This window comes from Vibrio sp. Vb0304, assembly GCF_033338995.1.
GTDB lineage: Bacteria > Pseudomonadota > Gammaproteobacteria > Enterobacterales > Vibrionaceae > Vibrio > Vibrio alginolyticus.
Genome location: NZ_JAWOTT010000005.1, coordinates 237836 through 251985, shown reverse-complemented (window position 1 = coordinate 251985; position 14150 = coordinate 237836). Strand labels below are relative to the sequence as shown.

At 43.0% G+C, this 14150-nt stretch carries 10 protein-coding genes; 7 read left to right on the top strand and 3 right to left on the bottom strand.

Annotated elements, in window-relative coordinates:
* Positions 1-24: 24 nt before the first annotated feature.
* The 3 genes from ectB (at position 25) to R7P35_RS10205 (ending at position 3199) form a co-directional block, all read left to right on the top strand.
* Positions 25-1290, top strand: a complete 1266-nt coding sequence (gene ectB, locus R7P35_RS10215) for a diaminobutyrate--2-oxoglutarate transaminase (protein ID WP_025766718.1) — start codon at positions 25-27, stop codon at positions 1288-1290.
* A gap of 14 nt (positions 1291-1304) precedes the next feature.
* Positions 1305-1691 carry an ectoine synthase gene (locus R7P35_RS10210; protein WP_005377769.1) on the top strand — a complete coding sequence of 129 codons (387 nt, stop codon included), beginning with the start codon at positions 1305-1307 and terminating at the stop codon, positions 1689-1691.
* 86 nt (positions 1692-1777) lie between these two features.
* Positions 1778-3199 (top strand): aspartate kinase, encoded by a 1422-nt coding sequence (locus R7P35_RS10205; RefSeq protein ID WP_005377768.1) that lies wholly within the window; start codon positions 1778-1780, stop codon positions 3197-3199.
* Positions 3200-3387: 188 nt separating this feature from the next.
* On the opposite strand, the gene R7P35_RS10200 is transcribed toward R7P35_RS10205, so the two are convergent.
* Positions 3388-4953, bottom strand: a complete 1566-nt coding sequence (locus R7P35_RS10200) for an arylsulfatase (RefSeq protein WP_102970295.1) — start codon at positions 4951-4953, stop codon at positions 3388-3390.
* A 389-nt stretch (positions 4954-5342) separates the two neighbouring features.
* Here R7P35_RS10200 and R7P35_RS10195 point away from each other — a divergent pair, with 389 nt between their 5' ends.
* Positions 5343-7673, top strand: coding sequence for a tetratricopeptide repeat protein (locus tag R7P35_RS10195; RefSeq protein ID WP_042522540.1), 2331 nt, complete (start codon positions 5343-5345; stop codon positions 7671-7673).
* A 46-nt stretch (positions 7674-7719) separates the two neighbouring features.
* Here the strand turns inward: R7P35_RS10195 and R7P35_RS10190 are convergent, their stop codons facing one another.
* The gene (locus R7P35_RS10190) at positions 7720-8448 is read right to left on the bottom strand and encodes a formylglycine-generating enzyme family protein (RefSeq protein WP_372036141.1); all 729 of its coding nucleotides are present in this window, start codon (positions 8446-8448) and stop codon (positions 7720-7722) included.
* A 238-nt stretch (positions 8449-8686) separates the two neighbouring features.
* Here R7P35_RS10190 and R7P35_RS10185 point away from each other — a divergent pair, with 238 nt between their 5' ends.
* The 3 genes from R7P35_RS10185 to R7P35_RS10175 all read left to right on the top strand — a co-directional run bounded on the left by R7P35_RS10185 (position 8687) and on the right by R7P35_RS10175 (position 12324).
* Positions 8687-10012, top strand: a complete 1326-nt coding sequence (locus tag R7P35_RS10185; RefSeq protein WP_042522542.1) for an anaerobic sulfatase maturase — start codon at positions 8687-8689, stop codon at positions 10010-10012.
* A 53-nt stretch (positions 10013-10065) separates the two neighbouring features.
* Complete coding sequence (locus tag R7P35_RS10180; protein ID WP_213904703.1) at positions 10066-11163, top strand: hypothetical protein; 1098 nt, start codon at positions 10066-10068, stop codon at positions 11161-11163.
* A 162-nt stretch (positions 11164-11325) separates the two neighbouring features.
* On the top strand, positions 11326-12324 hold the full coding sequence (locus R7P35_RS10175; protein ID WP_005385672.1) for an HAD family hydrolase: 999 nt from the start codon (positions 11326-11328) through the stop codon (positions 12322-12324).
* 107 nt (positions 12325-12431) lie between these two features.
* Here the strand turns inward: R7P35_RS10175 and R7P35_RS10170 are convergent, their stop codons facing one another.
* Positions 12432-13949, bottom strand: coding sequence for an arylsulfatase (locus R7P35_RS10170; RefSeq protein ID WP_005377761.1), 1518 nt, complete (start codon positions 13947-13949; stop codon positions 12432-12434).
* Between the last annotated feature and the right edge of the window lie 201 nt (positions 13950-14150).

The window sequence follows — 14150 nt, the reverse complement described above, 5'->3', positions numbered from 1 at the left end:
ATAGGAATTAAAAACGGTCTCATCATGGATATTTTCAAAAAGCAGGAATCCAACGTACGCTCATATTCAAACAATTTCCCGGTCGTTTTTCGTAAAGCGAAAGGCTGCTGGCTAGAAACAGAACAAGGTGAACGATACTTAGACTTCCTTGCTGGAGCGGGATCTCTAAATTACGGCCATAACAATCCAGTACTAAAACAAGCGTTGCTTGAGTACATTGAAATGGACGGTATTACTCACGGTTTGGATATGCACTCAGAAGCGAAAGCATCGTTTCTGGAAGCGTTGGATACTTACATCCTTAAACCAAGAAACTTGGATTACAAGGTTCAGTTTACGGGCCCAACAGGCACTAACGCTGTTGAGGCGGCATTGAAGCTGGCTAAAAAAGTAAAAGGCCGCGACAGCGTCGTTGCGTTTACTAACGGTTTCCATGGTTGTACTGCTGGCGCACTGGCTGCAACGGGTAACCAGCATCACAGACAAGGTAACGGTTCTAGTCTAAGTAACGTCACTCGTATTCCATTTGAAGGTTACGCTGGCGTAGATGGTCTCGCGCTGTTCGAAACCATGCTAAATGATAACTCTGCAGGTATGGATAAACCAGCCGCTGTACTTCTTGAAACTGTGCAGGGTGAAGGTGGTTTAAATGCTGCTTCAAACGAGTGGTTACAACGTTTGAGCAAAATCTGTAAAGCCAATGACATTCTTGTGATTGTCGATGACATTCAAGCAGGTTGTGGACGTACCGGTACTTTCTTTAGTTTCGAGCCGTCTGGTATCCAACCGGATATCGTGACGCTATCGAAGTCGATCGGTGGTTACGGTTTGCCGATGGCTGTCGTATTACTTAAGCCTGAGCTTGACCAGTGGAAGCCAGGCGAGCATAACGGTACGTTCCGTGGCAATAATCACGCCTTTATTACTGCTGCAAAAGCACTAGAAATTTACTGGGCAAACGATGATTTTGAAACACACATCAAGCAGTGTTCAGACAAGGTAAGTGCAGTGATTGACCGTTGTGTTCGTCGCTTTCCTCAAATGTTTGTGCAGAAAAAAGGCCGCGGCATGATGGTTGGTATTGAATGTATCAATGGTGACATGGCATCTGAAATTGCGAAAAACTGTTTCGAGAATGGAATGGTGATAGAGACAGCGGGTCCAGAAGATGAAGTTGTGAAGTTCTTCTGTCCACTAACCATCAGCGAATCAGAGCTAGATCAAGGACTAAGCATCTTTGAAAATGCAGTAGAGACTATCGCTGCGAAACATTTCAAACAAGCATCTTAATAAGGATTTTAATTATGATCGTCAGAACTCTAGATGAATGCCGCAACAGCGAACGACGTGTTGTTTCAGATAACTGGGAAAGTGTCCGCATGTTGTTGAAAGACGACAACATGGGTTTCTCTTTCCACATCACAACAATTTATGAAGATACAGAAACTCATATTCACTATCAAAACCACCTTGAATCGGTGTTTTGTATGAGTGGTGAAGGTGAGATTGAAGTTGTAGGTGGAGAAACGTACCCCATCAAACCAGGTACATTATACATCCTTGATAAACACGATGAGCACTACTTGAGAGCTTATAAGAATAAAGAAATGGTAATGGCGTGTGTGTTTAACCCACCGATTACTGGCGCTGAAGTGCACGATGAAAACGGTGTTTATCCTCTCGTTGACTAAAAGATGATGGTGGGGTGCTTTGCCACCCCACACTTTACTATCTCTTCTTTTTTCTTTTTAAAGTTACCAATCAAAAAAGGCTTATCATGACATTTACCGTAGAAAAAATCGGCGGTACATCAATGACAGCATTTGATGCTGTTCTCGACAATATTATTCTTCGTCCCAAAACACCATACAATCGTATTTTTGTCGTATCTGCATACGGTGGTATGACCGATGCGCTGCTCGAGTGTAAAAAAACCAGTAAACCAGGCGTTTATCAGCTTATCGCGAAACGCGACGACAAATGGGAAGAAGCGTTAGCGTACGTTGAAAGCCGTATGTTGCTGACCAATGAAAATATTTTTGCGGACCCAATGAATCGTATCCGTGCGGATAAATTCATTCGCTCCCGCATTGCTGAAGCGAAAAACTGTATCGCGAATATTTTAGAAACCTGTCAGTACGGTCAATTTTCGTTGCGCCAGTACTTGCCTCAAATTCGAGAGTTTCTCTCGTCTATCGGTGAGGCACATAGTGCTTACAACACAGCACTAAAACTAAAAAATATGGGTATTAACGCTAAGTTCGTTGACCTGTCTGGTTGGGATAATCAAGCGCCAAGAAGCCTTGATGAGTCGATCAGTGACGCGTTTGCTGATATCGATGTATCAAAAGAACTGCCAATCGTGACAGGTTATGCTTACTGTAAAGAGGGCCTAATGCACACTTATGACCGAGGTTATAGTGAGATGACATTTAGCCGAATTGCAGCAATAACAAAAGCGGATTTAGCAGTAATTCACAAAGAGTACCACTTGAGCTCAGCAGACCCACGCGTTGTTGGCCCTGAAAAAGTATTACCAATTGGTAGTACAAACTATGACGTAGCAGACCAACTTGCTAACCTTGGCATGGAAGCGATTCACCCAAATGCCGCTGCGGGTTTACGTGAAAGTGGTATTGAGCTACAGATTAAAAATACATTCGAACCTGAACACGAAGGCACTTTGATCTCTTCAAGCTACCGCCCAGAAGAAGACAAAGTCGAGATCATCGCAGGTAAAGAGAAAGTATTTGCACTGCATTTATTTGACCAAGCAATGGTAGGAAAAGCCGATAACGTTAGTTACGAATTGATGGAAATCATCTCCGATGCTCGTGTAAGTTTGGTTGGTAAAGAGATGAACGCTAACTCTATTACTTACTATCTAGGTGGCAGTACTGATAGCTTAAACAAAGTATTGTATAAAGCCGAGAAACGTTATCCGAATGCCTCGATTAAAGGTCGTATGGTCGCGCTTATCTCAGCCATCGGTTCTCAAATTGATACCAACAAGACGTTGGCGAAAGGTGTGCTTGCATTGATGAATAATGGCGTTACGCCAGTTGCACTGCACTCATCATTGAGAAATGTAAATGTTCAATTTGTTGTCGGTGATAAGGAATACCAGCACGCGATTTGCGCATTGCATGATGAGTTTTTCCAAAGTAGCAGTTTAGCTAAATCGGTTAATGTGGCTTAGTTTATCCACGGTTAAAATACAAAGGAGAGCAGGTTAGCTCTCCTTTTTTGTTTTTCAGTTTGTACTCACAATGCCCACTTTGTATAGGCTAAACAGGCGATTTAAGTAAGTTCCTATGTAGCGATACACATAAGCCAGCAGAATGGTCTGCTGGATTAATGTTACTGATTAACTAACGTTAACTTAGTTTACTTAAACTTGCTGATTTCTTGTTTAACTTTGTCTAGTTGTTGCAGCTTCTCTTGCATTTTTAGAGAGTCGTAGTTTAGTGAAGCAGGGTTCATCGCTGTGCCACGTTGCATTGGGTATTCTGGAAGTGTTTTAAAGAACTCTCCCACAACGTCTTGTACAGGTACAAATAGCCACATGTTGTCAGCCATCCAACGCAAGTACATTTGTGATTCGCTTGGGCCTTTTTCGAATGGGTCAGCGCGTAGGTGGATGATTTTAGGCCAGTTCGGAGCAAAACGAACTGCGTTACTTAGGTTCCCTTCAAGCGTTGCAAAGTGAAGTTTCCAGTCATTCCAGCGGACAGCGTTTAATTCACCATTAGACGTAAAGTAAAGCAGCGACTCACGAGGGCCTTTTTCTTCCTTACCTTCAAAGTATGGCATGAAGTTATAACCATCTAAATGCACACGCCATTCTTTGCCATTTGCTTTGTAGCCTTCTGCCAGTTTTTCTTTTACATCAGGTACGCCAGCAGCTGCCAATAATGTAGGCAACCAGTCTTGGTGTGCCATCATTTCATTGATCTTGGTTCCTGGCTTAATGACGCCTGGCCAACGAACCAGTTGAGGAACACGCATACCGCCTTCCCAAGTTGTACCTTTTTCACCATGGAATGGTGTTGCGCCACCATCTGGCCAAGTCATGGTTTCTGCGCCGTTGTCCGTTGAGTAGATAACGATAGTGTTGTCTGCAACACCTAGCTCATCCAGCTTGTCGAGTAAAACACCTACATGATCATCATGTTCCAGCATACCATCGGCATAAATGCTTACACCTGATTTACCTTGGTATTTTTCCTGCAAGCGAGTCCAAACGTGCATACGAGTGGCGTTATGCCAAATAAAGAAGGGTTTATCCGCCTTAACTGCTTTTTCCATAAATGCCAAAGAGCTCTCTAGGAACTCTTCATCTGCGTGCTCCATACGTTTTCGTGTCATCGGGCCAGTGTCTTCAATCTTACCGTCGGCATAAGACTTAATGACACCACGAGGGCCATAGTTTTTACGAAACTCTGGGTCTTTAGGGTAGTAATAAGTTTCAGGTTCTTCTTCTGCGTTTAGGTGATATAAGTTACCGAAGAATTCGTCAAAGCCGTGTTTTGTCGGTAAGTGCTTATCTTGGTCACCTAAGTGGTTTTTACCAAATTGACCCGTCATGTAACCTTGTTCTTTTAACAGGTCTGCAATGGTTGGCGCCCAATCAGGTATGCCGTGGTCAGAGCCTGGCATACCAATTGTTAACAAACCCGTACGAAATGGCTCTTCACCCGTAATAAAGGCCGCGCGACCAGCAGTACAAGACTGTTGTCCGTAGTGATCTGTGAACAACGCACCTTCATTCGCGATACGGTCGATGTTTGGCGTTTTGTAACTCATCATACCTTGGTTGTATGCGCTGATATTCCAGTAGCCGATATCGTCACCAAAAATTGCCAGAATATTCGGTTTGTCGGCTGCCATAGCAGCACTGGACGCCGCTAACAGTCCTGCGCCTACAGCGATTTTGCTCAATTGATTTGCCATAAAAACTCCAGATTGTTGAGAGTAAAGATAAGCACAAGTGAGCCTTATGCTTAGTTGCTGCATAAGTTAATGATGTATATAGAAAAATCCTCTTATACTCGATATAACCATAAGTTATTGCTAGGTTGTAACCATTTGTTAATTAAGAAGAAATAGGATTGTTCTGTTAGTTTGTAGAGATTCGTAAAGTAGATTTAGATCACTGAAGAGCCTTATTTTTATTGCGTAGTAGAAGAGGGGGATGGAAATGAAAAACAATAGGATGCTCGCTTGTTTTACGGTCCTAAAGCAATACTAAAGTCGTTATGTATTGCTTGTAATTATTTGTATAACCAGTGATTTAGTGTCTATATTGATTTAGGTCGTACATTATAAATATAAGGATATCTATGAGTCAGTGGGCAGGCCGGTTTCGCATTTTATTGCTGGTCAACGTTGTTGTCAGTTTTATGGCTTTTTCTCAAGAGTTATTAACAGAGAAACCAAATATTCCTTCAGGCTTAAATCCAGAATATGCTGGCACACAAGCTTGTATAGATTGCCACCAAAACGAAGTGGAGGCCTGGAAAGGGTCACATCACGATATGGCCATGAAGCATGCAAGTACAACCTCTGTACGTGGTGATTTTGATAACCATGTTGTAACGCACAAAGGAATGCCTAACCGTTTTTTTAAAAAAGGCGACGAATTTTGGGTCAATATTCAAGGTGCTGACGGGCAATGGCATGACTATAAGATCAGCTATACATTTGGCTGGGAGCCATTACAACAGTACATGGTCGAGTTTGAAGATGGCCGCGTGCAGCTTATTCCTTTTGCTTGGGACACAAGAGCTAAAGTTGAAGGGGGACAGCGTTGGTTTCATCTTTATCCAGAAACGACAACAACGGATGAATTCTATTGGACCAATACCGGGCAAAATTGGAACTTCATGTGTGCTGATTGCCATTCAACGAACCTAAAGAAGAATTACGACGCTGACAAAAACACTTACAACAGCTCATGGTCAGAGATTAATGTGGGATGCGAAGCATGCCATGGTCCCGCTAGTCAGCACATAGAACTGGCCAAGAAATACAAAAATGCTGGCACTTCTTTTGAGCATGACAGCCATTATGGCTTTGATCGAAATTTGTCTAAAGCAGTGTCGGATTGGGTGTTTGAGGAAGGCCATAGTACGTTACAGCCGAAATCAATTGAAGCAACCAATCAAGTGCAAACATGCGCTCAATGCCATAGTCGCCGAACCCAGTTAAATGAAACAGGTGATCATGTTAAAGGTTCCTTTTTTGATAAATATCGCTTAAGTCTTATAACACCTGAACTCTACTATCATGATGGACAGATTTACGACGAAGATTATGTTTATGGTTCGTTTCTTCAATCTGAAATGGCGGAGAAGGGGGTCACGTGCACTAATTGCCATGATCCACACACGGCAGAATTAACGATCCCAGAAGAGGCAGTATGTTCGCAATGCCATATTGCATCGGAATATACACCTGAAAAGCATACCTTTCATAAGGTTGGATCTGAAGCATCGCAATGTACGACTTGTCACATGCCAGAAACAACTTACATGCAAGTCGATCCTCGTAGAGACCACAGTTGGCATATTCCACGACCGGATTTGAGCAAACATATTGGAACGCCCAATGTTTGCATGTCATGCCATGAAGATAAAAGCAATCAATGGGCCGATGAACAGATAGCAGAATGGTACCCGAATTCGAAGTATCGTAATCAGCAACATTTTGCTGTCGCATTTTATGCGGATTCAATTGGTCATCAAGGAGCAGCAAATGCGTTAGCATACTCTGCTCAGGATTCGTCTTTAAAAGACATTATTCGCGCCTCAGCCCTGGAGAGGATGGGAGGCAATACAGACCAAAATACAACAGTATCTTTGGCTAGGGCCGTTAAGAATGAGAATGAAATGGTTCGATTAGGGGCAATTTCAGGCTCGTCTGGTTATGAATTTCATGATCGGTGGCGGATTCTAGAGCCATTGCTTGATGACCCGGTGCTTTCAGTGAGAACGGAAGCTGCCTCGGTGCTGGTAGCGAACTACGCACAAATGACCCCTTTACAAAAAGATATCATTAAATCGCCTTTAGAAGAGTACATGGAAATTCAAGAGTTTAATGCCGATCGTGGTTTCGGAAGAACCAATTTGGCGAATGTGTACCGCAGCTTAGGTGAAATCGACAAAGCGGCCGAGCTGTATAAACAAGCGATCAGCATCGAACCCTATTTCGAAAATAGCTACGTTAACCTAGCAGATTTGTATCGTCACCTAGGTAAAGAAGAAGCTGCGCTCACGGTGCTACAACAAGGGATGAAAGCTCAACCTAAATCCAGCACGTTACCATACAGCGCAGGTCTTTCTTTGTTGCGTCAAGGCAAAGCTGATGATGCGAAAAAGCTACTTAGACGCGCCGCAGAAATTGGTGAAACTAATGCTCATTATTGGTACGTGTACGGTCTAGCTCTAGAAAAAAGCGATGTTCTAGAAGCCAGTAAAGCGTTGCAAACAGCATTTGAAGTCGGTGGCAATCCACAGCACTTGTATGCTCAATGCGAGGTTCTAGCGAGAAATCATAAAAAAGGTGCTGTCGCTTTTGCTTTCGATAGGTGCATACAAGAGCTTAGTCACTATGCACCTAAACAAGCTATTGATCAGCTTAAAGCCTCTATTGTCGGGGTCAATAGGAGCTAATTACCAAAAGTGGAACTTTTATCGCTCCACTTTTTTCTTACTTAGTTTAATCAGCGTCTTTCGCTAATCTCAGCCCCATGTCGGACATGATGACTGACTGGCTAGCAAAATCGCGACGATAGTTTTCGGATTCGTCAGCATCATAGGCAAAGCTACCACCTCGTACAGACTTGTGTGCAAGGCTTTCTTTTTCATCTTTTGCGTTTACCGGATTATCACTTGGTGCTGATTTGTAATAACCTTCATCAAAGGCATCAATAACAAACTCACCAACATTACCCGTCATATCGTATAAGCCAAGCTCATTCGGTTTTTTCTGACCTACCTTGTGTGCCTTATTGTTTGAGTTACTGGCATACCAGGCAACGTCGTTAATATCATCAGCTCCCGCGTAAGTGAATCCTTGACTTAGATTCCCCCCTTTCGCTGCAAACTCCCATTCTGCTTCTGTGGGTAAACGATAGTGCTCTCCCGTTTTTTCATTCAATTTCTTTATAAAATAATTGGCTTGTTGCCAGCTAATGTTATTTACGGGCGTATTTGGGTTTCTAAAATAGCTCAGAGAAGATCCTGTAACCGATTCGAATAACTCTTGGGTTACCTCAAATTTTGCCAAATAGAAATCTTCCACGCGAACGGTGCGGGCCGGGCGCTCGGATTTATTTGCTGATGGATTATCCGAGCCCATCGTAAATTGTCCGCCTTCAATAAGAACCATATCTTGATCGATTTTTTGAGCAAGAGGTCTAGGTTGTGTTGTTGCACATCCAGTCATAATTAGCGAAATCGAAATAGCGGCACCAAGGTAAAGAGTATTACTTTTGGAATGCTTCATAGGGGAGCTCCATCAACATTTATGATCAAAGAATTTTATCAGGCAAGTCTATGAAAAACAGTTATACACACTATAACAAGCGCCACGAATAATTGAACATTATCATCACACTAGGCGATTAACTTAATGATTAGTCTTAGCGCCGTTGGGCACAGGCTAGCAACTAAGAAGGTGATGAATGCACATAACTCAAGGTCCGCAGTTCAATGGAAAAGCATCCAAGCGATTACATGTCATGGCGAAACCTATCGGTGCAGTGTGCAATATCGATTGCACCTATTGTTACTACCTAAGCAAACAAGATTTACTTGAGTACAAGCCAGGCTGCTCACCAGTCATGGATGAGGAAACGCTCGAGACCTATATCCGTCAATATATAGCGGGACAAAATACACCTGAAATTATTTTCTCTTGGCAGGGTGGTGAGCCGACAATGCTAGGTTTGGATTATTTCAAGACAATTGTTGAGCTACAGAATAAATACCGTCCCGATGGTATTACGATCTCCAATGATCTCCAGACTAATGGCACACTGCTTAACGATGAATGGTGTGAGTTTTTAAAGGCGAACAACTTTCTCGTCGGTTTAAGCATTGATGGCCCAGAAATGATGCACAACGCTTATCGAACAAACCGAGCTGGTAGAGGCACATTCCGGCAAGTTATGAATGCGGTTGAACTATTACATAAGCACGAAGTAAAGTTTGCTACGCTCACTTGTGTTAACAACTTGACCAGCCGTAACCCACTTGAAGTGTACCGATTCTTGCGAGATGAAGTACGCTCCCCTCAAATGCAGTTTATTCCAATAGTTGAGCAGAAAACATTCAGAACAACCGCCCCTCAAACTTGGGAGCCTAACGAGCAACTAAAGCAAGGAGATAAACGGTTGATCCCAGGTCATAAAGATGCCGTTGTTGAACCTTTTTGCGTTGCGGATGAAGCATGGGGAAATTTTCTGATCGCGATTTTCAATGAATGGGTTTTACACGATATCGGCAACGTGTTTGTGCAGTACTTTGAAGCCAGTATCGAAACCTGGATGGGCAGAAAAAACCCACTGTGTACGTTAGGTGAAATCTGCGGGAAAGGCTTAGCAATGGAGCCTAATGGTGATGTGTTTGCGTGTGATCATTACGTGTACCCAGAATATAAGGTTGGAAACATCCATCACGAAAAGCTCGATACGCTCGCTTATAACTCTGAACAGCAGAAATTTGGGTTTGCTAAAAATCGTACGCTGCCCCAACAGTGCCTTCAATGTGATTATCAATTTGCATGTTTTGGAGAATGTCCCAAAAACCGTTTTATCCGTACTAGGCAAGGTGAGCCTGGTCTTAATTATCTCTGCGCGGGTTGGAAGAAGTTTTTTACCCATGTTGATCAGTCGATGGCGTACATCTTACGAGCGACAGGTAACCCAGTGGTTCACGGTAAATACAGTGACCAGATTCTACGCCAGCAAGCTACTCAAACACAGACTGTGTTTGAAATGAAGTTTTAAGATAGTCACTACGCCTGCTACAGGCCCGGAAATGAAAGAATATAGGTTATTGAATGCAAAAAATTAAGCTGCTCTCTAAATCATTACTCGTGATCTCGATCGGCATTGCTGCGAGTCAAACAACAGTGGCACAAGAAACAACATTGCTAGACCCAGACCAGGTATCGCCGACAACGGTTGTCACTCCACAAGAAGCTCAAATGACACCGGCGCAACGAGTCGAAAAGCTGTCTTATGATGCGCAAAATAAAAAGTTGTCTTCAGAAAAACGTATTGATGCTTTACGTGAGTTAGCCAACTATCCAAGCCAAAATGCATTGGTTGCAGTTGCGCGTGGGTTGCAGGATGAAGATGCAGGTATTCGCGAAGCTGCGATCGTGGGAGCACAACCATATATGATTGAGCACCGTTGGCGTTTGATTTCACCATTATTGAGTGATGACGCCGCCATGGTGCGAATTACAGCAGCGATTAACCTCGTTCGAGGTTACGCCAATTTGAGTTCAGAGCAACAGCAGTCACTTGAAGGGCCTGTTTCAGAGCTGACAGTACACTTGTCCAGTAAGAACGATAATGTTTCCAAGTTATTACTTGCAGACGTTTACCGTTGGCATCGTGATTGGGATAAAGCGGCGCTGATATACCCAGAGTTAACTAAGCTTGAGCCAAACAACCCTCAAGTTTGGTTAAGCTATGCAGACAACTTCCGAGCGCAACAGCTAGACCAAAAAGCTATCAACGTGCTTGACGAGGGTATCAAGCTAAATTCAGAAGATGCCTCGCTGCATTATTCTAAATCTCTCGCTTTGGTTAGATTAGACAAAAAGAAAGAAGCGGCGTTTGAAATAGACAAAGCTGCGACGATGGCAAAGACGAACAGTTACTTTTGGTATTTAAATGGTGTTCTGCAAGAAGAGTTAGACTTGAAGAAGTCTGTCAACGCTTTTGAGCAAGCGTATTTGATATCCGGTGCTCCAGAACAATTGTATGCCGTGTGTGACATCTATGTCAGATACGGCAACCCTAAAACGGATGACTGTTTAACAGAGCTAACGAAGGTCGCTCCCGACTATGTTATTGAAGAGCTCAACCAGAAAAAGGGACGTAAAAGTGCCTCTACATCAGTTGAAGCCAATGAACTTAAACTCTAATCGGTAAATTCCATGTTCCTATTTCAATAAAATAGTGAACCAATTTAGTGACGGTGTCACTCTTTGGTGGCCGTTGGATATGTCAGTTCAATATGCGCCTGTTTCAATTGAACTATACTTTTGATTGGATTCGCACCTAGCACCTCAATATAAGGAATTAAGATGGCTATAAAGTTAAAGACGATTGTCTTAGCAACAGGTTTTGCTCTGTCTAGTTACGCTGTTGCTGCTGATATGCAAGATCCACTTCCGTCATGGAACAACACTGACGCTAAGCAAGCTATTATGGCGTTTGTTACGAAAACAACGACCCAAGGTTCGGATTCCTATGTTCCTGAAAGCCAACGAATCGCGACGTTTGATAATGATGGAACACTTTGGGCAGAAAAGCCTGTTTATCTACAGTTGTTTTTTGCGATCGATAGAGTAAAAGAAATGGCCTCTGAGCATCCTGATTGGAAGACAACCGAACCCTTTGCTTCCGCATTAAAAGGTGACATGGAGGGGATTGGTAAACAAGGACTCGAAGGTGTAATGAAGCTTGTTATGGCAACCCATTCTGGAATGTCTACTGAACAGTTTCATCAAGAAGTTAAGGAATGGTTGAAAACGGCTGTCCATCCAACAACGGGTAGACCATACACTGAAATGGTCTATCAACCTATGCTCGAACTGCTCGACTATTTAAGAGCTAACGACTATCAGACCTACATCGTTTCTGGAGGCGGAATTGAATTTATGCGCGTTTGGGCGCCGGAAGTATACGGCATTCCAACGCAAAACATCGTGGGAACGACGTTAAAGGCGGAATATCAAAGTGTTGATGGAAAACCTACCATCCAACGCATGCCGGAAATAGACTTTGTCAATGACAAAGCAGTAAAGCCTGTGACGATCCAAAACTTCATTGGCAAACGTCCGGTAATGGCGTTTGGTAATTCTGATGGTGATTTACAGATGTTAGAGTGGACGAAAGCAGGTTCAGGTCCAAGATTTTCTGCGATTATCCATCACACGGATGACAAGCGCGAATGGGCGTATGATAAAGATTCTCATGTTGGTAAGTTAGATAAATCGTTTAAAGTAGGTGAAGAGCAAGGTTGGCTATTTGTCGATATGAAACAAGATTGGAATCAAGTGTTTAAAGAGAGCACTAAATGATAATCTTTGTTTGACCATAAATTGCTGCAACCAAACAATTGCAACGAAATAAAAGGCCTCACAATTGAGGCCTTAGTTAATTCCACAGTAGCTTCGATACCTAGGGTCTAGTTTCTAGGTTGCTGTGTCATTGTTTCTACCACTTTTTCAATACTTAACGAGCTACCTTTCGTTGCAGGGAACTCCTTAAATGTCTCTAGGAACTTACGCACGATAGCTTGAGCAGGAACGAACATCCACATTTGATCAGCGTAAAAATGTCTGACGTAAAGTGCTGCATCTGGACCGACCTCAAATGGATCCATACGAAGGTTTACAATCAAAGGCCAACTAGGTGTTTTGCGGTATGCCTCATTAATGGCACCCTCCATAATACTGAAGTGGATCTTCCAGTCTTTATAACGAACGGCGTTTAAATTACCACCAGCATCGAAGTAAAAGATTTCTTTGCGTGCGCCTTCATCAGCTTTACCAGTCAGCAGATCAAGTTGGTTGTAGCCATCTAAATGTGCTTTAAAGGTTTTGCCCGCTGCTTTATGACCCTTCAATAGTTTTTCTTTCACATCAGGTTCGCCCACAGCTGCTAGTAGAGTTGGCATCCAGTCTTCTTGTGAAAAGATATCGTTGATAACCGTTCCTGGTTTAATGTTTCCAGGCCAGCGTACCATCATCGGAACGCGGAATCCGCCTTCCCAAGTCGTACCTTTTTCGCCCTTGAACGGTGTAGTACCACCATCTGGCCAGGTAAATTTCTCAGCGCCATTATCAGTACTAAAAACAACAATGGTGTTATCTGCTACGCCTAGCTCTTCAAGTTTATCAAGCATGACACCTACTTGATCATCTAGGTCCATCATGCCATCGGCGTATAAGCCGTAACCTGACTTCCCTTGATATTCTTCACTCAAATGTGTCCAGACGTGCATACGGGTTGAGTTATGCCAAATAAAGAATGGTTTGTCTTCTTTTACTGCTTTTTCCATAAATGCCAAGCTAGCATCCATGAACTCTCGGTCTACGTTTTCCATACGCTTACGAGTAAGGGGACCTGTGTCCTCGATTTTGCCATCCGCAGTCGCCTTCAACACGCCTCGAGGTCCGAATTTTTTACGAAACTCTGGATCTTTTGGATAAAACTCAGACTCAGGCTCTTCTTCCGCGTTTAAATGGTATAGGTTACCAAAGAACTCATCAAACCCATGGTTAGTTGGTAGGTGCTCATCTTGATCACCAAGGTGGTTTTTACCAAACTGACCAGACACATAGCCGTGATTTTTAAGTAACTCTGCGATAGTAGGATCTTTCGATTGAATACCCTCTTTTGCGCCGGGCATACCAATAGTCAATAGACCGGTACGAAACGGATGTTGACCCAGAATAAATGAGGCTCGTCCGGCAGTACAACTCTGTTGTGCGTAAGCGTCTGTGAAAATGGCACCTTCATTGGCGATTTTATCAATGTTAGGAGTCTTCCCTCCCATCATACCATTGTGATACGCACTAATGTTGTATACACCTACATCGTCACCCCAGAACACAAGGATGTTGGGCTTATCGGCAGCAAAGGCTGTGGACGCAGCTAATGTACCGACCAATGCCATTACCTTTTTAATCGAGTTTCGCATGAAAATCCTCCGCGATAAATGAATCCATTATCGTTATATAACGTTACTAATTGTGTTCATCATGGCGAAGTCGAGTGAGATGACACCAAATGAGACAATGTAGTCAGTTGAATATAGTAGAGGTTTTTTGTTGCTTCCAAGTAATCCCTGTTTTTCAAAAATGTTAACTAACATGGACTAGACTTTAGTGTGTTTTAAGTG